At 65.0% G+C, this 20,338-nt stretch carries 21 protein-coding genes and 2 pseudogenes; 12 read left to right on the top strand and 11 right to left on the bottom strand.

Annotated elements, in window-relative coordinates; translation table 11 throughout:
- Nucleotides 1-262: 262 nt before the first annotated feature.
- A pseudogene (locus ACTGJ9_RS27530) lies at nt 263-1,511 on the bottom strand (class I SAM-dependent methyltransferase).
- Between the two features lie 274 nt (nt 1,512-1,785).
- Here ACTGJ9_RS27530 and ACTGJ9_RS27525 point away from each other — a divergent pair.
- The 3 genes from ACTGJ9_RS27525 to ACTGJ9_RS27515 all read left to right on the top strand — a co-directional run bounded on the left by ACTGJ9_RS27525 (nt 1,786) and on the right by ACTGJ9_RS27515 (nt 3,998).
- Nucleotides 1,786-2,820 (top strand): hypothetical protein, encoded by a 1,035-nt coding sequence (locus ACTGJ9_RS27525; protein ID WP_456673639.1) that lies wholly within the window; start codon nt 1,786-1,788, stop codon nt 2,818-2,820.
- 102 nt (nt 2,821-2,922) lie between these two features.
- Nucleotides 2,923-3,534 (top strand): TetR/AcrR family transcriptional regulator, encoded by a 612-nt coding sequence (locus ACTGJ9_RS27520; RefSeq protein ID WP_456673638.1) that lies wholly within the window; start codon nt 2,923-2,925, stop codon nt 3,532-3,534.
- Complete coding sequence (locus ACTGJ9_RS27515; RefSeq protein ID WP_456673637.1) at nt 3,531-3,998, top strand: PaaI family thioesterase; 468 nt, start codon at nt 3,531-3,533, stop codon at nt 3,996-3,998. The genes ACTGJ9_RS27520 and ACTGJ9_RS27515 overlap by 4 nt, the downstream gene beginning before the upstream one ends.
- A gap of 37 nt (nt 3,999-4,035) precedes the next feature.
- Here ACTGJ9_RS27515 and rplI read toward each other — a convergent pair whose 3' ends face one another.
- The 4 genes from rplI to rpsF all read right to left on the bottom strand — a co-directional run bounded on the left by rplI (nt 4,036) and on the right by rpsF (nt 6,553).
- Nucleotides 4,036-4,641, bottom strand: coding sequence for a 50S ribosomal protein L9 (rplI, locus tag ACTGJ9_RS27510; protein WP_456673636.1), 606 nt, complete (start codon nt 4,639-4,641; stop codon nt 4,036-4,038).
- Nucleotides 4,642-4,689: 48 nt separating this feature from the next.
- Nucleotides 4,690-5,673 (bottom strand): DUF2232 domain-containing protein, encoded by a 984-nt coding sequence (locus ACTGJ9_RS27505; protein WP_456673635.1) that lies wholly within the window; start codon nt 5,671-5,673, stop codon nt 4,690-4,692.
- 128 nt (nt 5,674-5,801) lie between these two features.
- The gene (gene rpsR / locus ACTGJ9_RS27500) at nt 5,802-6,041 is read right to left on the bottom strand and encodes a 30S ribosomal protein S18 (protein ID WP_007592020.1); all 240 of its coding nucleotides are present in this window, start codon (nt 6,039-6,041) and stop codon (nt 5,802-5,804) included.
- A gap of 5 nt (nt 6,042-6,046) precedes the next feature.
- The gene (rpsF, locus tag ACTGJ9_RS27495) at nt 6,047-6,553 is read right to left on the bottom strand and encodes a 30S ribosomal protein S6 (RefSeq protein WP_456673634.1); all 507 of its coding nucleotides are present in this window, start codon (nt 6,551-6,553) and stop codon (nt 6,047-6,049) included.
- A 342-nt stretch (nt 6,554-6,895) separates the two neighbouring features.
- Here rpsF and ACTGJ9_RS27490 point away from each other — a divergent pair, with 342 nt between their 5' ends.
- The 9 genes and pseudogenes from ACTGJ9_RS27490 to gmk all read left to right on the top strand — a co-directional run bounded on the left by ACTGJ9_RS27490 (nt 6,896) and on the right by gmk (nt 15,516).
- On the top strand, nt 6,896-7,606 hold the full coding sequence (locus ACTGJ9_RS27490; protein WP_456673633.1) for a TetR/AcrR family transcriptional regulator C-terminal domain-containing protein: 711 nt from the start codon (nt 6,896-6,898) through the stop codon (nt 7,604-7,606).
- Nucleotides 7,603-8,628, top strand: a complete 1,026-nt coding sequence (locus tag ACTGJ9_RS27485; protein ID WP_456673632.1) for a fatty acid desaturase family protein — start codon at nt 7,603-7,605, stop codon at nt 8,626-8,628. The genes ACTGJ9_RS27490 and ACTGJ9_RS27485 overlap by 4 nt, the downstream gene beginning before the upstream one ends.
- A gap of 173 nt (nt 8,629-8,801) precedes the next feature.
- Complete coding sequence (gene fabD, locus ACTGJ9_RS27480) at nt 8,802-9,761, top strand: ACP S-malonyltransferase (RefSeq protein WP_456673631.1); 960 nt, start codon at nt 8,802-8,804, stop codon at nt 9,759-9,761.
- A gap of 11 nt (nt 9,762-9,772) precedes the next feature.
- Complete coding sequence (gene fabG / locus ACTGJ9_RS27475; protein WP_456673630.1) at nt 9,773-10,510, top strand: 3-oxoacyl-[acyl-carrier-protein] reductase; 738 nt, start codon at nt 9,773-9,775, stop codon at nt 10,508-10,510.
- Between the two features lie 311 nt (nt 10,511-10,821).
- On the top strand, nt 10,822-11,061 hold the full coding sequence (locus ACTGJ9_RS27470) for an acyl carrier protein (RefSeq protein WP_008130699.1): 240 nt from the start codon (nt 10,822-10,824) through the stop codon (nt 11,059-11,061).
- Between the two features lie 108 nt (nt 11,062-11,169).
- A complete protein-coding gene (fabF, locus tag ACTGJ9_RS27465) occupies nt 11,170-12,435 on the top strand; it encodes a beta-ketoacyl-ACP synthase II (protein WP_456673629.1) in 1,266 nt (421 codons plus the stop codon).
- A 125-nt stretch (nt 12,436-12,560) separates the two neighbouring features.
- Nucleotides 12,561-13,831: pseudogene (gene mltG / locus ACTGJ9_RS27460) on the top strand (endolytic transglycosylase MltG).
- 134 nt (nt 13,832-13,965) lie between these two features.
- A complete protein-coding gene (locus ACTGJ9_RS27455) occupies nt 13,966-14,853 on the top strand; it encodes a YicC/YloC family endoribonuclease (RefSeq protein WP_456673628.1) in 888 nt (295 codons plus the stop codon).
- A 3-nt stretch (nt 14,854-14,856) separates the two neighbouring features.
- On the top strand, nt 14,857-15,516 hold the full coding sequence (gmk, locus tag ACTGJ9_RS27450; protein WP_456673627.1) for a guanylate kinase: 660 nt from the start codon (nt 14,857-14,859) through the stop codon (nt 15,514-15,516).
- Here gmk and ACTGJ9_RS27445 read toward each other — a convergent pair.
- The 6 genes from ACTGJ9_RS27445 to ACTGJ9_RS27420 form a co-directional block, all read right to left on the bottom strand.
- Nucleotides 15,449-16,699, bottom strand: a complete 1,251-nt coding sequence (locus tag ACTGJ9_RS27445; RefSeq protein WP_456673626.1) for a hypothetical protein — start codon at nt 16,697-16,699, stop codon at nt 15,449-15,451. The two genes, gmk and ACTGJ9_RS27445, sit on opposite strands and share 68 nt — an antisense overlap.
- A 253-nt stretch (nt 16,700-16,952) precedes the next feature.
- A complete protein-coding gene (locus tag ACTGJ9_RS27440; RefSeq protein WP_456673625.1) occupies nt 16,953-17,174 on the bottom strand; it encodes a hypothetical protein in 222 nt (73 codons plus the stop codon).
- Nucleotides 17,175-17,220: 46 nt separating this feature from the next.
- A complete protein-coding gene (locus ACTGJ9_RS27435; RefSeq protein ID WP_456673624.1) occupies nt 17,221-17,625 on the bottom strand; it encodes a hypothetical protein in 405 nt (134 codons plus the stop codon).
- 246 nt (nt 17,626-17,871) lie between these two features.
- Nucleotides 17,872-18,576, bottom strand: a complete 705-nt coding sequence (locus ACTGJ9_RS27430; protein ID WP_456673623.1) for a Crp/Fnr family transcriptional regulator — start codon at nt 18,574-18,576, stop codon at nt 17,872-17,874.
- A 367-nt stretch (nt 18,577-18,943) separates the two neighbouring features.
- Nucleotides 18,944-19,180, bottom strand: a complete 237-nt coding sequence (locus ACTGJ9_RS27425; protein WP_456673622.1) for a hypothetical protein — start codon at nt 19,178-19,180, stop codon at nt 18,944-18,946.
- A gap of 82 nt (nt 19,181-19,262) precedes the next feature.
- Nucleotides 19,263-20,321 (bottom strand): alcohol dehydrogenase, encoded by a 1,059-nt coding sequence (locus ACTGJ9_RS27420; RefSeq protein WP_456673621.1) that lies wholly within the window; start codon nt 20,319-20,321, stop codon nt 19,263-19,265.
- Nucleotides 20,322-20,338 lie beyond the last annotated feature (17 nt).

Below are 20,338 nucleotides of genomic sequence, written 5' to 3'. Positions count from 1 at the left end.
TGGCGGATAGGGATTGTCTCCCGGAACCGGCCATCAGGGAGACGAGGCAAGCGATGCGGCCAGAACGGCAGCTACAGGTTTGGCGAAGCGAGGCAGGTAGCCGGCTCTGGCTGTCCGGGCTCATCGCCGCCATGGAGCGTGCCGTTCAGCCGGACCAGCGGCGCCTGCCGGTCGCACCCGAAACTCTCGCGGCATTGTACGCGCAGCTGGGGCTACCGGCGTCTTTGCGGCTCCCCCGATTTCGACCCTGCGGCACTAGAATCTATTCACCGGCAAGCTTCAGCCTTGGCTTGGCGCCGCCCTCGAGGGCCCGCAGCCGGTCTTCCTCGCGTGCGATGTAGTCGCGGGTCATCGGCACCACGCCCTGCCGCTTGGTAAGTTGAATCTGGAAGTTCATCATGCCCTGCTTGCGGAACGTCATCTCGGAGGCGGCGAGATAAAACTCCACATCAGCGCGAAGCGCTCGTCATAGAGCTGCACGGCTTCCTCGCGCCGCGCCATGAAACGTTCCCGCCAGGCCTTCAGTGTCTCGGCGTAATGCAGGCGCAGGATCTCGATGTCGCAGACCAGGAGCCCGGCGTCCTCGATAGCGGGCACCACTTCCGAGAGCGACGGGATGTAGCCGCCCGGGAAGATGTATTTGGCGATCCAGGGATTGGTCAGATCCGGCCCTTGCGAACGGCCGATCGAGTGCAACAGCATGATGCCGTCCTCGCTGAGCAGCTCGGCGCAGCGCCGGAAATACGTGTCGTAGAATCTTGCTCCGACATGTTCGAACATGCCGACCGAGACGATGCGGTCGAATGGCCCATCGATGTCGCGATAGTCCTGAAGCCGGAAGCGCGCCTGTCGCGTCAGACCTTTTTCGGCAGCGCGCGTGTTCGCGATCTGCAACTGCTCCGTCGATAGCGTCACGCCCGTCACATCGGCGCCTGCGATCTCGGCAAGGTAGAGGCCAAGTCCGCCCCAACCAGAGCCGATGTCGAGCACGCGCTGGCCGGGACTGACCAGCAGCTTGGCGGTGACGTGCCGCTTCTTGGCAAGCTGTGCGTCGTCGAGCGTGGCGTCCGGCGTCTCGAAATAGGCGCAGCTATATTGCTTGTCGGCGTCGAGGAAGAGCGAATAGAGCCGCGCATCGAGATCATAGTGATGCGCGACATTCCGGCGCGCGCGTGCCCGCGCATTGAACTGTCTCAGGTGCCGGACGAGATAGCGCAGGTGCCACCAGGGTTTTGCCCAGTGCGGCAACAGGTCGGCTTGACCGAGCAGGATCGCGAGGGCATCCGCTATGCTGCCGCGCTCGACGACGAACTCACCGTTCATAAAGGCCTCGCCAAGCCCGAGCTCGGGATTGATGAGGACTTTCCTTTGTGCGTCGGCAGTGACGAAGCGGACTTCGACCGGCTCGCCGGAGCCGTCGCCGACGCTGAACTTCATCCCCCGGCCGTGGTCACCGTCATCGACCCGCGGCGGATGAACTGAGACAAGATTCTACACAACAAGCGGTCCATCAACACCCACCTCTCGAGCGAACCCGACAAGATGCGACTAGCCCGGCATCCGTACTGACGCTTAGGACCCCGCGGGGTTCCAATGCGTTCGCATGTAAAACTATGCAGCCTGCGACCGCCCGACTAATGCGTTGTGTTCAAGCCCGATATTCGAAAAACGCGTAATCACATGCTTGACGAGCGCGCTTCCATTCGCAGCGCAATCGGCTAAAGGTGACCGCCGCGGCGCCTGCACGCCGGCCGTATCTGTCGGATTTCAATGGAGATGATGGGAATGTCGAGCCGAGCGCTCAGCCTCGCCACGGTGCTGTTTCTGATCGGCTTCGGTGCGTCCGATGCCGTCCTGGCGCAGGCGACGAACCTCGAGGCCGGCAAGGCCCCATCCCAGATCTTCACGCAGACCTGCAATGCCTGCCACAAGAGCCCGAGGGGCCTGTTGAAGACGGTTTCGCCGGGCTCGCTGCCTGGTTTCCTGCGTCAGCACTACACGACCAGCCCCGACATGGCCGGTGTGCTGGCCTCCTATCTCGTCTCCAACGGTGCGACCGACGCCCGTTACCAATCCAAGGATGGCGGTAAGGATAAGAAGGACGGCGCCAGGGAGAAGGACGCCAATACCAACCCGGCCGAAGCGCCCAATCGTCAGGGCCGCCGCCAGCGCTCGCAGGAGGCCGCCAAGCCGGAGGGCGAGGGCACTAGCCCTGCGCCTGAGGGCCGTCAGAAGCGCGCGGCGCGGCCGAGCGAGGAGGGTGTCAAGGAAGGTGGCAAGCCCGAGGCGACCATCGGACAACCGCCCGAAGGCCGGAAAGGCAAGCACATGGGCAGGCGCGGCAAGCCGCAGATGGACGACGCAGCCACGCCGAAGCTCGATTCCAGAACTGAGCCCAAGACCGAGCCCAAGACGGAATCCAAGACCGAACCCCAGACTGAACCAAAGAGCGAGAGCGCCAAGGTCGATCCGGGTCGTGACGCCAAGCCCGACAGCACCGAGCCGGCAGAGAAACCGGCCGAGAAGCCGGCAGAGGCCAAGCCGGAGAGCGCCAAGATCGAGCCGCGCGCCAGCGAGACGCCGGCTTTGCGCCCCGATCCGGTGCCGCAGGTGACGCCGGCCCCGTCGACGGCCGCCAAGTCGGCTGAACCGGCTGCGGCAAAGCCTGAGGAAGCGGCCGTCTCCAAGCCGGCCGAGTCCCCGCCCAGCTCCGAACCGGCGGCGCAGCCGAAAGAGCCGGCATCACCTGCGCCCGCCGCGGCGCCGTCACCTGCACCCACCGAGTCCTCTGGTCCGCCGGCGCCGCCGATCTCGCGATAGCCAATCGTCCCGCCGATCTGCAGAGCCGCGCCCGGCGCGGCCTCTGCGTCGTCTTGACCGAGATTGGAGTACTAATCTAGAGTATTGCTCTAGGAGGTGACGATGCCATCCTGCGTTCGCGAAGATCTATTGGCTGCGGGGCTCGCGGTGTTCGATCGTTGGGGCTTCGAAGGCGCGACGGTGGCCGCGATCCGCGCCAAGGCCCGTGCCTCCAACGGCAGCTTCTTTCATGTCTTCGGCTCGAAGAACGAGCTCGCTGGCGCGCTGTTCCTGGAGGTGCTGCGGCACTATCACGCCGCGCTGCTTGCGGCGCTCGATCAAGGCGCCGATGCGGAGCAGGGTATCGATCGTCTGATCCGCGCCCATCTCGACTGGGTGGTGCTGAGCCGCCGCGAGGCGCGCTATCTCTTCGAGATCTCGCGCAACGAGTGGGATGAGGACGTCCGCGACGCCCAGCGCGCGCAGAATGCATGGCTCGCGGAAGGAATCGGGCGCTGGCGTGCGCCGCTGGTCGCAAGCGGCGAGCTTCTGCCGATGACACCGGTGATGTTCGTCAGTCAGCTGATCGGCCCGGCACAGATCTTCTGCCGAGCCTTTCTCTCCGGACGCGACCGCGCCGATCCGCGCGGTGAGGCCGACACGCTGATCGCCTGCGCCATCCGTGCGCTGGTGCCGCCCGGGCGCGTCAACACCAAGCAAGGAGTGGCGACATGAGCAACGCAGCCGATCCCGAGTTTACTCCGATTGCCGAGCGCATCCACGCCAATGTCGGCCGGCAGGGCTTCATGAGCCTGGTCGGCGCCGAACTGTCGGAATTATCGCGGGGTACCTGCACGATTGTGGTCGAACGTCGGCCGGAGTTGTTGCAGCAGCACGGCTTCTTTCACGGCGGCGTCACTGCGTTCCTGGTCGACAACGCCACGACGATCGCGGCCGCGACCTCGCGTGGGCAGGCGGCCCTGACAGCGGAATACAAGCTCAACCTGCTGTCGCCGGCGGTCGGTGAAAAACTGATCTGCCGTGCCAGGGTGATCAAACCGGGCCGTCAGGTCTCCGTAGTCGCGGCCGACGTGTTCTGCGTCAGTAACGGTGTCGAGAAGCATACGGCAACGGCACTCGCATCGATCGCGATGCTGAGTGAGGATGTCGCGCCCAAAACGAAAAGCCCGGCTGCCTGAGGCAACCGGGCTTCGTAAGCTTGCGCGAACGCGAAGCTTACTTCTCGGTCTCTTCCGCAGCCGGGGCCGGCTCGGCGCCGTCCTGCTGGGCTTCCGGATCGAAGAATTCGCCGGCGGCGGCGATCGCTTCGGCGGCCGCATCGCGGTCCTCGTTGCGGGTCGAGATGTCCTCGCCGCGGTTGATGCGTTCAGCCTCGTCCTGGCTGCGCGCAACCGTGACGGAAACCTCAACCTCGACCTCGGGATGAACGGCGACGGTGATGGTGTGCTTGCCGATGGTCTTGATCGGCGCGTCGAGCTGCACCTGCGGACGGTCGAGCGAAACGCCATCCGCTTCGAACGCCATGACGACGTCACGCACCGTGACCGAGCCGAATAGCTGGCCGGCTTCGGACGCCTGACGCAGGACGATGATGTTCTTGCCCTGGATCTTCTCGGCAATCTTGGATGCCTCGCCCTTCGAGGCAAGGTTGCGAGCCTCGAGATCGGCCTTCATGCCGTCGTACTTGGCGCGGTTGTCGGCGGTGGCGCGCAGCGCCTTGCCGCGCTTGAGCAGGAAATTGCGGGCATAGCCGTCGCGAACCTTCACGACTTCGCCCATCTGGCCGAGCTTGCTCACGCGTTCCAGCAAAATGACTTCCATATTCGTTCTCCTTTGAAGTGCTCTGGGTTTTCAGTTTTCGGGTTGGACTTAGGTTGTCGGCAATGGCGGCGGTTGCCGGTTGCGCAGGAAGCGCTCGCGGAAACCGAATACGGCGTCCGCAAGCCCGAGGGCAGTCAGCAGGATGAGGCTCACGCTGAACATCAAGACGATGGCGTAGGCGGAGGCGAGCCAAAATCCGCGATTGGCGAGGTCGCGCGTGATGGTGTGCAGAACGGCAAGGCCGACCAGCGCATAGGCCATCATCAAGACGGTCGTGACCACGACGGCGAGAATGCCGGGCATCCCGCTGACTAAGCTGAAGGCAAGCGCGACACAGAGCGCCACCAGCGTCATCGGCGGCAAGCTTGTGCTGCTGAGGTCCGGCCAGGGCCGATGCAGCCGACCTGAAACGGCCGCGACCTTGGCGGCAAGCCAGAGATTCAATGTCAGCGTCGCCATTTGCGATGCGGCGACCAGAACCGGAATTACCGCGACCATCAGGCCGACGCGAGGATCACTCTCGGTAACGGTCGTCTCGCTCACCATTGAAAGGATTTTGGCGAAGCCCCGACGCATTATATCGCTGATGGCCGAAGCATCGCTCCCCATCGAATACAGCGATCCCGCGGTCAGCAGCGTCGCCAGCGCCGCAATCCAGAGCAGGATACGCCCAAGCGGATACCATTCGACCTGGGGCGAAGCAGGATCCGAGCCCGCGATGCCGCTCGCCGGTCTTCCCAGCGTCACGGGTCTTCCCAGCATGGCGAGATGGCCAAGCCACCAGGCCGGCAGCGCGAACGCGAAACCGTAACCGAGGGCGAGGGGCGGGCTGAGCGCACCGGCGATGATGAGCGTCGCGACGAGGCCGCCAAGTGCGCCGCAGAGCGGTCCCCAGGCAATCGCGGCGAGCATGAGCGGCAGCGGAGCGAGGTAAACCAGGACAAGCGAGATCAGCGCGCCCGACACGATCGAGGCGAACATCAGGGCCGACGCAGCGCCGGCGATCAAGGCTATCAGTCCAAATACCATCATCAGCTGTCCCGCTCCCTTCGAGCGGTTAGAGGCGCGTTGCCCCAACCATCGGCGACCGGACGACCCGGAAGCCTTATGAGTTCAGAAAGTCACGACCGGCGGCGTGATCGCCGCCGGTCGAATTCGTCTTAGCGAATGACGTAGGGCAGCAGGCCCAGGAACCGCGCGCGCTTGATGGCGCGGGCGAGCTCACGCTGCTTCTTCGCGGATACCGCGGTGATGCGGCTCGGCACGATCTTGCCGCGCTCGGAGACGTAACGCATCAGCAGCTTGGAGTCCTTGTAGTCGATTTTCGGCGCATTGGCTCCCGTGAACGGGCAGCTCTTGCGGCGACGGAAAAACGGACGGCGTGCACCAGCTTCAGCCATTGGTCTTACTCCCCATCCGTCGTGGTGGTTTCAGCTTCGTCGCGCGGACGGCGCGGGCCCCGATCGCCGCGGAAGCCGCCACCATCACGATCGCCACCACGGAAACCGCCTTCGCGGTCGCCACGGAAGCCGCCGCCTTCACGATCGCCGCGGAAGCCGCCGCCACGGTCGTCGCGCTCGCGATCGCGGTCAGCCTTGCGCATCATCGCGGACGGGCCTTCCTCGAGCTCTTCGACGCGGACGCTGAGATAGCGGATCACGTCTTCGCTGATCCGCTCCTGGCGCTCGATCTCGGCGATCGCCGCGGAGGGCGCGTCGATGTTGAGCAGCACGAAATGCGCCTTGCGGTTCTTGTTCATGCGGTAGGTGAGGGAGCGAACGCCCCAATTCTCGGTCTTGGTGACCTTGCCGCCGAGACCCTCGACGATGCCGGTCATTTGCGCAGTCAGCTCTTCGACCTGCTGCGTGCTCGCGTCTTGGCGCGCGAGAAAAACATGCTCATAGAGAGCCATAGTCGTCCTTTCCTCGTGTTAGCGCATTGCCCGGCGTCAAGCCCTTAAGAGACCTTCGGAAAGGACTCTGGGATTAAGCTCAGAAGGCGGAAACACGGGACGACGGGCCGACTGGCCCTGCCACATCAAAATCACGAATGATTTGCTGAGACCGTCCGTTCAGCTCCCGGCCGGGGTCTGCGGATGCGCGCGTTATACGGATTTTGACCGGCTTGGCAAGGTTTGCGGCCGTGTTTTCGGCTCGGATCGTCCCGATGCGGGGAGCGGGGCCGGTCCTCCTACACCACATCCGGGTTGATTTCTTTGTTTGTATATCATACAAATATGGAGAAAGAGGATCCGATGGTGGAAAAGTCAGCCCAGGAGCCGTTTGAGGCGGCTGGCGACCCCAAGCACGCCGCGCGGGCGACGCGCTCGGCCGGGCGCAAGATGCGTTCCCTGCTGCTGGATGCCGCCAGCCCGCTGTTTCGGGGGCGGGGGCTGTCAGGCACCGCAATCACCGACATCGCAGCCGCAGCGGACGCGTTCCCGAGCCAAATCACGTATTATTTCCGCACCAAGGAGGCGCTGTTCGTCGAATGCGCCTGCCGCGATCTGCTGTATCTGGCACGCGCGACCGAGCAGGCGGCGCTGAAGGCGCGCTCACCGCGGGAGTACACCCACGCGCTGGCCGAGACCGTGACGGCGAGCGATTCGATCGCCTTCTTTGCCGAGGCGTTGACGCTGACGCGGCGGCGACAGGACCTGGCGCCGCTGGTCGAGCGCACCATCGAACGCCTTCACAGCGAAGGTGCGCGCGCTTATGCGGGCCAGGTGGCCCGCCATGGCTGGCGCTCGCTGCGCGCGCCCGACGAAAGCTCGCGACGGTTCTGGGCGGTCGCCATCGGCGTCATTCTCGAGGGCTACGCCATGGGCCGCCCACCCGAGGCACTCTGCGAGGAAATGCTGCGCGTCCTCGGCGAGCAGGCGAAATCCACCGGTGATGCAGCGCGCCTGCGTCTCGTCGACGAGCGCGACACTTCAAGCCATTCGAACGAGGAGGGTAGGTCATGACCGCGCTTCGCATGCGTGCCCGCGATTTCCTGACCGACGATCAACTGGCCGACGTGCGCCAGCGCGTGACCTGGAAGGGCGTCGCGATGATCGCACACGCCTGGGCGCTCATCATTGCCGCGATCGCCTTGGTCGCGTGGTGGCCCAATCCGATCACCTATGTTCTCGCCGTCGCCATCATCGGCTCGCGCCAGCTTGGGCTCGCGATCCTGATGCATGACGGTGCGCATGGTTGCCTGTCTCCTGACGAGAAAACCAATCTGGCCCTGAGCCAATGGCTCTGCGCCTATCCGCTCTTTGCCGAGACACGCAGCTATCGGCGTTATCACCTGCAGCATCATGCACGCACCCAGCAGGAGGACGATCCCGATCTCGTGCTGTCGGCGCCGTTCCCGATCACCGAGCTGAGCTATCGCCGCAAGTTCATTCGCGACATCACCGGGCAGACCGGGTACCAGCAGCGCAAGGCGCAATTGCTCAACGCGCTCGGTCCGAACGACTGGCAATGGCGGCAGCGCGCCGCGCATTTCCGGGACAAGCTCGGCCCGCAATGCCTGGTCAACGCCGCGATGTTCGCAGCGCTCGCGGCGGCCGGCGTGTGGTGGGCCTATCCACTGCTATGGCTGGTGCCGCTACTGACCTGGATGATGGTCATCACCCGCATCCGTAACATCGCCGAGCATGCTGTGGTGCCCGACAGCAACGATCCCCTGCGCAACACCCGCACCACGCATGCGAATTTTCTCGAGCGCCTGTTCATCGCGCCGTACTACGTGAACTACCACCTCGAGCATCATCTGCTGTTCTACGTGCCCTGCTACAATCTGCCGAAGGTGCATCGCCTGTTGAGCGAGAGCCGGCACGCCGAGCGGATGGAGGTGCAGCCGAACTACGCGGCAGTGCTGCGGCTCGCCACCGCAAAGCCGGACCGCGACGACCGACCGGGGCAATTGGTCAACAATGCGCGCCGCGCGCAGGCAGGGGCGGCGGTCGACTCCAACCAGACCAATGGTGGATTCTAGCGGCTGCATCCCCAGTCGAGAGCAGGCCGAAGTTCCTATCTTGGCTTGACATTCCAGCCCCGGACAGTGTCTACGGCCCCTTTCGGAGCATGGTCGGGAACCAAGGCTAGGGCCGGACGTCATCGGCTGCCGGGTTCTCGATGCACGCGGCTCGAGCGATCCAGGGAGCGCCGATGACTGCAGCATTCACATTTCCGGGGCAGGGTTCCCAGGCTGTTGGCATGGGCAAGGCCTTGGCCGAAGCCTTTCCGGCGGCGCGCGCCGTGTTCGACGAGGTCGATGCCGCGCTTGGAGAGAAGCTGACGGCCACGATCTGGGACGGGCCGGCCGAAGCGCTTCAACTCACCGAGAACGCCCAGCCGGCGCTGATGGCGATGTCTGTTGCCACTCTGCGCGTGCTGGAGGCTGAAGCCGGATTTTCCGTGGGGCGGGATGCGGCGTTCGTTGCCGGCCACTCGCTCGGCGAGTATTCGGCGCTGGCGGCCGCCGGCAGTCTGACGATCTCGGACACCGCGCGGCTGCTTCGCACCCGCGGTCTCGCAATGCAAAGAGCAGTGCCGGTTGGTGCGGGCGCGATGGCCGCGTTGCTCGGCCTCGATTACGACGCGGCCGTGGAGGTCGCCAAGGAGGCGGCTCAGGGCCAGATCTGCCAGGCGGCCAATGACAATGGCGGCGGGCAGGTGGTCGTCTCCGGCGACAAGGCCGCGGTCGATCGCGCCGTCGAGATCGCCAAGACCAAGGGCGCCAAGCGCGCCATGTTGCTGGCGGTGTCCGCGCCGTTTCATTGCAAGCTGATGCAGCCTGCCGCCGACGCTATGGCCGAGGCGCTGTCCAGGGTCACGATCAAGGCGCCGGCTGCGCCGCTGGTGTCAAACGTGCTGGCAAGCGCCATCACCGATCCCGACGAGATCCGCCGCCGCCTGGTCGAGCAGGTCACCGGCACAGTGCGCTGGCGCGAGTCGGTTGCCTACATGGCGGGGCAGGGCGTCACCCGTTTCTTCGAGATCGGCGCGGGCAAGGTCCTGACGGGGCTCGTCAAACGCATCGCTGACGGCGCCGTCGGTGTTGCCGTGGGCGGTCCGAACGACATTGCCGCCGCCAAGGATGCATTGGCCGCTGCGAAGCAGGGCTAGAGGAGTACGCGATGTTCGATCTGACTGGGAAAAAGGCGCTCGTCACCGGCGCGACCGGCGGCATCGGCGGCGCGATCGCGCAGGCCCTGCACGCGCAGGGCGCCACCATTGCGATCTCGGGAACGCGCAAGGAAGTGCTGGACGATCTCGCAGGCAAGCTTGGCGAGCGCGCCCTCGTGCTGCCTTGCAATCTCTCCAAGGCCGACGAGGTCGAGGCGCTGGTGCCAGCCGCGGAAGCCGCGATGGGCCAGGTCGACATTCTCGTCGCCAACGCCGGCATTACGCGTGACAATCTGTTCGTTCAGCTTCGCGATGAGGATTGGGACGAGGTCATTAACGTCAATCTGACTGCGACCTTCCGCCTGGCGCGTGCCGCGACCAAATTGATGATGCGCAAGCGCTTCGGCCGCATCATCGCCATCACCTCGGTGGTCGGCGTCACCGGCAATCCGGGGCAGGGCAATTACACCGCGTCGAAGGCCGGTCTGATCGGCATGATCAAGACGCTCGGCGCCGAATACGCCAAGCGCGGCGTGACCGCGAACTGCATCGCGCCCGGCTTCATCAAGACGCCGATGACGGATGCGCTCAACGACAAGCAGCGCGAGACGATTCTGACCAAGGTTCCGGCCAACCGCCTGGGGACGCCCGAGGACATTGCGGCGGCCGCGGTCTACCTGAGCTCGAACGAAGCAGCCTACGTCACCGGCCAGACCATCCATGTCAACGGCGGCATGGCCATGATCTGACAATTCGTTCGGCACTGCCCACATGGGCGGGGCAGGATGCGGCAAACGGCCGTTTCCGGAGCGAATCGAGGCATGTAGTCAAGGCAGTTGAAGTATGATAACCGGGCCTTCAACGGATGGGCAAAGAACGCCATTGCAGGTTTTTGAAACCCTGTATATTGGCGATGCGGAGCCTTGGCCGTCGTTCGCCGGGCCCTCCATCGGTTAAGGTGGGGCCAAATCAAAGTTCGTAAGCGAAGGCAGTCAACGACCACGACGGCTCGTATCGTCCCGGGGGGTCGGGTCTACAGGGAACAACACGAGGTTATGCAATGAGTGACATTGGCGAACGGGTTAAGAAGATCGTGGTCGAACACCTTGGTGTTGAACCCGAGAAGGTTGTCGACGCAGCGAGCTTCATCGACGACCTCGGCGCCGACAGTCTGGACACCGTCGAACTGGTGATGGCGTTCGAAGAGGAATTCGGGTGCGAGATTCCGGACGACGCCGCGGAGACGATTCTCACCGTCGGCGACGCTACGAAGTTTCTCGAGAAGAACGCGAAGAGCTAAGGCTCTTCATTTTCGCGGGGACAACATTGAAACCGGACGGGCCGCTTCGCAGCGGTCAGCCGGTTTCTTGTTATTGGCCGTGAATCTTTCGATGCGGAGTTTTCGGATATGAGGCGGGTTGTCGTCACGGGTCTCGGCATGGTGTCGCCACTCGGCTGCGGCGTCGAGCCGACCTGGAAACGCATCCTCAATGGCGAAAGCGGTGCGCGCAGGATCGAGAGCTTCGATGTCTCCGATCTGCAGACCAAATACGCCTGCACCGTCGTGCGCGGCGACGGGTCGAACGATAGCTTCAATCCCGATATCTGGATGGAGCCGAAGGACCAGCGCAAAGTCGACGACTTCATCATCTTCGGCATGGCCGCGGCCGGCCAGGCGCTCGACGATGCCAACTGGCATCCCGAGTCCGAAGAGGACCAATGCGCGACCGGCACCATGATCGGCTCGGGCATCGGTGGCCTCAACGGTATTGCCGATACCGCGATCCTGCTGAAGGAGCGCGGCCCGCGCCGGGTGTCTCCGTTCTTCATTCCTGGCCGCCTGATCAATCTCGCCTCCGGCTATGTCTCGATCAAGCACGGGCTGAAGGGACCGAACCATTCGGTGGTCACGGCCTGCTCGACCGGCGCCCATGCGGTCGGCGACGCCGCGCGCCTGATTGCGCTGGGCGACGCCGACGTCATGGTTGCCGGTGGCGCGGAGTCGCCGATCAGCCGTATCGGCATCGCGGGCTTCAACGCCGCACGCGCGCTTTCGACCGGCTTCAACGAGACACCCGAGAAGGCCTCGCGCCCCTACGACAAGGACCGCGACGGTTTCGTCATGGGGGAGGGCGCCGGCGTCCTCGTCCTGGAGGAGCTCGAGCACGCCCAGCGCCGCGGCGCCAGGATCTACGCCGAAGTGATCGGCTACGGCCTGTCGGGTGACGCCTATCACATCACGTCGCCGTCGCCCGATGGCAATGGCGGTTTCCGCAGCATGTCCGCCGCGCTCAAGCGCGCCGGCCTCACGGCATCCGACCTCGATTACATTAACGCGCACGGCACTTCGACGCCGCTCGGCGACGAGATCGAGCTCGCCGCGGTAGAGCGGCTGCTCGGCAACGCCGCGTCCAAGGTCGCGATGTCCTCGACCAAATCGTCTACCGGCCATCTGCTCGGTGCGGCCGGCGCGATCGAGGCGATCTTCGCCATCCTCGCGATTCGCGATAATGTCGTCCCGCCGACCATCAACCTGGACAACCCGTCGGTGGAGACCGCGATTGATCTCGTGCCGCATAGGGCGAAACAGCGTGAGGTGAACGTCGCGTTGTCGAATTCTTTTGGTTTCGGCGGTACCAATGCCTCGGTCATCGTCCGGCGCCTGACCCATTAGTTTGTGTTTGCGACGAATCCACCGTTTTGCCGTATTCGGCGATAGTCATGTCTGTGGGCGCGTGCATTTGGCTCGGCAAGCGATTGTCAGGCTGCGATTGAACCGGCAGGATTCAGGTTGCTTCGATGAGTGAAAGGCCGCCCATTTCGCCCCGGAGTCCCCGGGCAGCGCTCGAGCCCGAGCAGGTCCCGCCGCCGCCGAAGCGTTCGGAGCGGGCGCGCAATCCCTTTGTCGTGGTCGGCAACGCCATCATCACTCTGCTGCTGATTGCGATGCTCGGCGCCGGCGGCGCCTATTATTACGGCCGGCAGGTGCTCGAGGCCCCGGGGCCGCTGAAGGAAGACAAGATCGTCAACATCCCGCAGCGCGCCGGCAAGCGTGACATCGCCGAGACCCTGAACAAGGAAAGCGTGACCGATGTCAATCCGTGGGTGTTCATCGCCGCGGTGGCTGCGCTGAAGGCGAGCTCGGACCTGAAGCCGGGGGAATATTCATTCCAGAAGAACGCATCGCTGCGCGACGTCATCGCCACCATCGTCGAGGGCAAGGTGGTGCAGCATTCCGTCACGATTCCGGAAGGCCTGACCTCCGAGCAGATCGTGGCGCGGCTGTCCGACAACGACATCTTCACCGGCAGCGTGCGCGAATTGCCGCGTGAAGGCACGCTGCTGCCCGAGACCTACAAGTTCCCGCGCGGGACCCCGCGCGACCAGGTGATCCAGCGCATGCAACAGGCGCACAAGCGCGTGCTCGCGGAGATCTGGGAGCGCCGCAGCCCGGACCTTCCGGTCAAGACCCGGAGCAGCTGGAGACGCTCGCCTCGATCGTCGAGAAGGAGACCGGCAAGCCGGACGAGCGCAGCCGGGTCGCTGCCGTGTTCGTCAATCGCCTCAAGCAGAAGATCAAGCTGCAGTCCGATCCGACCATCATCTATGGCCTCGTTGGCGGCAAGGGCACGCTGGGACGCCCGATCAAGCGCAGCGAGATCACGCAGCCCTCGCCCTACAACACCTATGTGATCGAGGGCCTGCCGCCGGGCCCGATCGCCAATCCCGGCCGCGCCTCGCTTGAGGCTGCGGCTAATCCGGCCCGTACCCGCGACCTCTTTTTCGTGGCGGACGGCTCGGGCGGGCATGCCTTCACCGAGACCTACGACGCGCACCAGAAGAATGTCGCCAAGCTGCGCGCGATGGAGAAGCAGATCCAGAACGACACGGTCGAGCCGGCCGATGACGTACAGGCGCCGGCCGCCACGGCGCCGGCGGCTGCCGATACGGCGCCGACCGCGACCACGCCCAAGCCGACCCAGCAGAAGAAGCCGCCGGCGCGGCCCGCCAATCCGGCGCCCGCCCGGCAGGGCGCGGTGCAGCCGTCGCCGCCGGTGATCCAGCGCTAGGCCTTGGTCCGGCGCCGGCGCCTGCGCAGACCTGCCCACGGGACTTTGCGGATTCCACTTTCCTGCAAAATAGTCTTAAGATTCGCGTGGCCTGATGGCCTCGCGAATCCTATGTCTCCGGAGAATTTGACCTGATGGCGCTGTCGTCCATGACCGGCTTTGCCCGAAGCCACGGCGCAAGCGGGCCGTATACGTTCGAATGGGAATTGAAGTCGGTCAACGCCAAGGGCTTTGACTTGCGGGTGCGGCTGCCGCAGGGATTCGACAAGCTCGAAGCCTACGCCAAGAAGCGCGCCGGCGAGCTGTTGTCGCGCGGCACGGTTTACGCCAATCTCACCGTCAAGCGCGCCAATGCCGCTGCCTCCGTCCGGGTCAATGAGGACGTGCTCAACGCCGTGCTGAAGGCCGCCGCCGTCATCGCCGGCAAGGTCGACGCGGTCGCGCCGAGCGTTGACGGACTTCTGGCCATCAAGGGTGTCATTGAGGTCGCCGAGCCCGAGGGCGACGAGGAGGAGGACAAGGCCGCGCGGGCCGCCGCGGCGGATGCCTTCGACAAGGCGCTCGATGACCTCGTGACGATGCGCAAGCGCGAGGGCACCTCGCTCGGGCAGATCCTGACCCAGCGGGTCGACGAGGTCGAGCAACTCGCGAAGAAGGCGGAAGCCGCGCCGGGGCGCAAGCCGGAGGCGATCAAGGCGAAGCTCGCCGAGCAGATCGCCGCGCTGCTGGACACGTCAGACCGTTTCGATTCCGACCGTCTGATGCAGGAGGCGATCCTGATCGCGACCAGGGCCGACATCCGCGAGGAGCTCGACCGCATCGCCTCCCACATCGCTCAGGCGCGCGAGCTGATCGGCAAGGGCGGCCCGGTCGGGCGCAAGCTCGATTTCCTGGCGCAGGAGTTTCACCGCGAGGTCAACACCTGCTGCTCGAAGTCGAACGACATCGAGCTGACCAACACCGGGCTCGCCATGAAGAACGTGGTCGAGCAATTCCGCGAGCAGGTCCAGAATCTGGAGTGATCGATGACGACGGGCGGTCACGGAACTGACGGTGTCGAGCGGCGCGGGCTGATGTTCGTGCTGTCCTCGCCATCGGGCGCGGGCAAGACGACGCTGTCGCGTCTCCTGATCGACCGCATGCCCGGCCTGCGGATGTCGGTGTCGGCGACGACGCGGTCGATGCGGCCCGGCGAGGTCGATGGCCGCGACTATTTGTTCGTCGACAAGCCCAGGTTCGACGCCATGGTGAAGGGCGACGAGCTGCTGGAATGGGCCACCGTGTTCGACAACAGCTACGGCACGCCACGTGCGCCCGTCGAGGCCGCGCTATCGGCCGGGCAGGACGTGCTGTTCGACATCGACTGGCAAGGCACGCAGCAGCTGCGCGAAAAGGCGCGCGCGGACGTCGTCAGCGTCTTCATCCTGCCGCCGTCGGCCACCGATCTCGAGAAGCGGCTGCATTCGCGCGCGCAGGATTCCGACGAGGTGATCCGCAAGCGGATGAGCCGCGCCAGCCACGAGATGAGCCACTGGGCCGAATACGACTACATCGTCATCAACCACAATATTGACGACGCCTTCGCCGAGGTGCAGTCGATCTTGAAGGCCGAGCGCCTCAAGCGCGAGCGCCGGACCGGCCTCGTGAGCTTCGTGCGAGGGCTGCAAGGTCAGCTTCAAGGCTAGCAAGGTCAGCTCCAGGGCCAGGCTGCGTCAGCCGCGGCCCTTCGCTGACCAGCCGCTCCAGCATCGCCGTGATGATGTCGATCTCGACGCCATTTTGGTCACGCGCATGCTCGTCTTGCGCGTCCGCGTCGTGCTCGGCAGGCTTATCTTGGTGGATGTCGTCGGCCGCAAGCTGAGGCGCCGGGGGCTCGATCTCGAACTCGCCGTCGAAATAGTCGATTTCGGTCCGGTCAGGCTCTGCTGTCGCCACCCCAACGGAGCGGCCCTGCGCAGCGATCCGGCCGATAGCGTCGGAGAATGCGGCGATCTGTGGCGCTTCCACGCGCATGGCGTCGAAGTCCACCGGAAGCGGCCGTTCGACGCGCGGCGCCGGCTCGCTATGCCAGGGCGCGCGGCTGCCGTCGTCATCCTGCCGATGATCCCAGTTCACGCGGCGATCGGCTGTCGGGACGCGCACGCGTCCACCGGCGAAGCGATAAATCAGGCTGGCAAGGAGGCCGGCGAGCGCCAGCGCGCCGCCGACGACGAGCAGCAGCATCTGCAGCGATCCGGTGGGCTTGTCGGCGAGCGCGTCTGCCGCAGCGGGCCTCACCGGGACCGGGGACGCAGCCGGCGTCGTGCTCGGTTGCGCGGATGCCGCTGCCGGTTCGGCAGCCGTTGCAGGTGATGGCTGCGGCGCGGGCGAAGCGGGCGTGGCATCGGGCCAACGCGTGGCGACGGCGGGCTGCGCTGTATTGGCATCGGTGGTGCCGGGAGCCTGCGGCGTTGAGGCTGCGGTCGGCGCCGGCGCGCTCGCTCCAGCACCGGTCTGCGGCGCGACGTATTCAGCATGCGCATTCTGCACCGATTGCCGCGCGGCTGGAGCTGCATTCGGCGTATCGGCCGCCGCCTGCGCGCTCTGCGTCGTCTGCGCGCTCTGCGTCGTCTGCGCGCTTTGTGTCGCCTTGGCGCCTTCGGCGCGCAAATACCAGCACTGCCGCTTGGTCCCGCGCTCGAGCCGATAGAACCAGTGCTGACCCTGCGGCGCGACACCCTTGGGGGAGGCGAGACAGTCGCTCGCGGCATTGGCCGTGCTCGCCGCGCTGGGGGCGCTCGGCGCGTTCTGCGAGACAGCGGCCAACGGCACGCCGGCAATGACACTGCCGATCAGCGCGGATACAAACTTTGCCGTGCGGTTTCCCATTCTGGTCTCCCGGTTACGCATCATGCAACTCGTTACCTTCCCTTTCTCAACAAAGACTTAGGTGGCAATGAGCCGCAAATCCGGAGAGGATGTGGCTTGAATCGGCCTGCGCGGCGTTCGTTCCACCGCGAATGCAGGCTTTTTGCCGGCGCTATTTCTTTCGCGCGATCCAGGTTCCCGAGCGTCATTGCGTGTTGCCGCCGCGGAAAGATTCTGGATTGCCTCGCTGGGTTCGCAGCGACAGCTGGAGCGGCTACTTCCACACGCTCCCGAGCTTCAGCGCCAGAAGTCCGAGCACGCCGCTGATCAATCCCACCGTTGCGTAGGATCGCGCGAACACTCCGGTCTGGATGAAGACCTGGCACCCGATGGCGAAGCAGATTGCGGCGAGCAGCAGGCAGGCGCAGCCGGCGAGGATCGCAAGATAGCGCAGCGCGGTTGCGACGGGCCTGGCTGATGATGTGGGATCGGTCATGCGCGCCGATAACGGCGCGGAGAGCGGTGCGTTCCGCGGCCGCGCATCACTTGCTTGCGCAGCAATCGACCAGCGCGCGCCAGATACGCTGGAGTTCGACGTTCCTCTCAAGCTCGAGGACGTGGTTCTCGCTGGGATGTGGGGATGGTGCTGCGGAGTGTTGTTCGCGCGGCGCGATCCATCGCTCTGAGATCGGATCGTACCATTTGCCTGGAGTGACCAAGTTCGTGTCTCCCGTTTGATCCCCCTGATTTCCGCGCCTATCCCATGCGCCGGTTGCTGGTGTTCTGAGGAGATTGCCGTGGGCTGCCTGCTCACGAATGTTCTGCTTTTCGTCGTCGCGGTGGCCTTTTGTCGTGTCGACGGGAACGGTCGGCGCGCTACCGGCGCCCTTGTGGCTCGAGTTCTCGTCCGGAACTGGCTGCACCGCCTTTGTCAGCGGCTTCGTCATGCGATTCAGACTCCATCGTTGCCTTGACGAGAGGCCAACGCGCGGCTGGTTCGCGGCGTTCCAAGTTCTAGAGCGAAGTGATGGGAGGACGTGGCTCTACTGTTTCGAGCCGTCCCGCTCGCCGGATGACGAGCTATCGGCCAACGTCCGAGTCTCGCGGGCGCAGAGCCCTCCCACGCTCGTATCGAGTGATCGCTCGTCGCCTTCCGCATTGGCGGGTTGCCGGGCCGCGGATCGGCCGCGCCGTCAGGGCGGTCCCAGCACTTCGCGAAAATGTTTCTTCACTGCAGCATTGCAGGCGCAGGCGCTGGCCTGAAGCGCCGGTCCGTCGAGGATCAGGAGGGCACCGCGCCGCGTTGCGAGGATGCGCCTTGCCTTTAGCATCTGGATGACGCGGCTGGCATAGCTGCGGGAGACGCCGAGCATGCCCGCGAGTTGCTCGTGCGTGAGAGGGATCTCGTCGCCGCCGATGTGCTCCTGCGCCGCGATGATCCATTTTGCTGCGCGCTGCTCTATCGAATGTGCGGCGTTGCAGGCGGCAGTCTGCAGCAGTTGCGCGATCTGGCAGGCGGCGTAGCGCGCAAATAGATCCTGTAGGCTCGTCGATCTCTGCTGCGCCTGTTCGAGCGCACGCAGCGGCAGGCGGAGCACCGTGCCGCCGACCTTCACGATGATCCGCGCATAGGCCAACGACGGGCCGCGTTCGGCGGCAACGCCGACCGCACCTTCGCGGCCAACCAACAGACTTTCGACCTCGCGATCGTCCTCGACCGGCACCGCGAACGAGACGAAGGCGGGACCGCAGGGGAAGTGGACGACAGCGATACTGTCGCCGGCATGATGCAGGATGTGGTTCGCAGTGAGATCGACCGATTGCAAATGAGGAGCAAGCAGGTCGAAATCGTGGGCGTTGAGCCTCTGAAGGAGTTCGTTCTTGGGCCGGCCGGTCACACGCGTTCTCTTACCTGCCGGGAATCGGCACCGGAGCGACCCTACGTTTCCTTGCAGGAACCGACGGTTCCAAAGTGCACACAAGGGGTTCCGGGAAATCGAAAAATTGGCTCCAAATGCGCAGGGGTGCTGCGTTGCACGCGGGGCGCCATGCCCTCGAACTCTGTTCGTGGCCGGAGACCTGCGGAATTCCGAAAACGAGTGGGCGCTCTGTCCAGGAGTGAACATAGGCGGGGACGAACTGGATTATCGACGCCACTGCAAGGTGCGCGCCCCGTGCGCTCTGCCCGACGGACCGCCGGCCTTCACCCTCGCACGGCCGCCAGGCCGGCGGGTCCGAGGGCGTCGCCTGACGCCGCTGGTCTAGTTAGCCGCGGCGGGCTTCGCGCGCCGCCGACAGGCGGTTGAAGGCCATCTGGTGGCGATAAGTGTCGATCGCGCGGTTGGCGAGCATCAACGGCCGGCGCTCGCCGGCTTTGAGCTGCGTTTCGATCGCATCGAGAATGATGTTCGCGGACGTGTCGGGCAGGCCAAGCTCGCCGCTCTTCTCGAGGAAGCTCCAGGCGATGAAGAATGCGCTCTCAACGATGCAGCGAATGGACATGCGCTGCCAACGCGGTGTAGCCGCAGCCGTTCCACGCGCCGGCCTTCCTGAGAAGGCGCGCGTTTCCCGCCGGCATCGACACTCAGTTCGTCAGCACGATGCGGCCAACCACGTGGCCTGCGCGCAGCTCGTCAATCCATTTCTGGACATCGCCCATCGGCTCTTCGCGCATCGGCGTCGGCTTGATCTTGCCGGCGCGGGCGAGTGCCATCAGTTCATGCGCCTCGGCAAGCGTGCCGACCATGAAACCCTCGACCGTAAGCCGCTTGTAGACCCATTGCACCATGGGCAGCGTGAACTGGCCGCCCATCAGGCCGGAGACCACGACCTTGCCGCCTCGCGCGGCAACTGCGACCGCGAATGCCATCGACTTCTCGTTGCCGGCGAAATCGACGACCTCGTCAAAGCCGCCGTCGGTCTCCTTCAGAATGCGCTTGATCACGTCGGGTTCGGAGGGATCGTAGGCATTGGCAGCGCCGTTCTTCAGCGCGGTCTCGCGTGCGGCCGGCGAGAGATCGGCGACCGTGATCGGCTGCTTGAACATGGCTTGCGCGAACGACAGGCCCATCATGCCGACGCCTCCGAGACCGATCAGCAGCAGATTGCGCTGACGCGGACGGTCGACCAGGCGCTTGAGCGCGCCATAGGCGGTGACGCCGGAGCACATGAGCGTCGCGGCCTGGTTGACGGGCAGCGGATCGTAGTCGAGCAGATACTTTGCGTCGGGCACCAGCACGTGGGTGGCGAAGCCGCCGTCGATGGACACGCCGAGGAAGCGCTGCCTGGCGCAGAGGTTCTCGTCGCCGTTCTTGCAGTCGCGGCATTGGCCGCAGCCGATCCAGGGAAACACCGCCTTCTTCGAACCGGCGAGACCCGCCGGCACGTCGGGGCCGACTTCGTCGACGACGCCGGCGATCTCGTGGCCGAGGGTGAAGGGCAGCGTCATGCCGCGCGTGGTATCGAGCTTCTTGCCGCCGCCGAGATCGGCATAACCGTCCTGGATGTGCAGGTCGGAATGGCAGAGGCCGCAGCGCTCGATGCGCACCAGCACCTCACGTCCCTGCGGCTTGGGCGTATCGACGATGGTCTCGCACAAGGGCGCATCGAACTTGACCAGCGAATGCCGACGCATCAACGCCATTTTCTTTCCTCCGGAAT

Source organism: Bradyrhizobium sp. RDM12 (assembly GCF_051917485.1).
Classification (GTDB): domain Bacteria; phylum Pseudomonadota; class Alphaproteobacteria; order Rhizobiales; family Xanthobacteraceae; genus Bradyrhizobium.
Note: the sequence above shows the minus strand (reverse complement) of the source record. Positions and strands in the feature narration are given on the sequence as shown.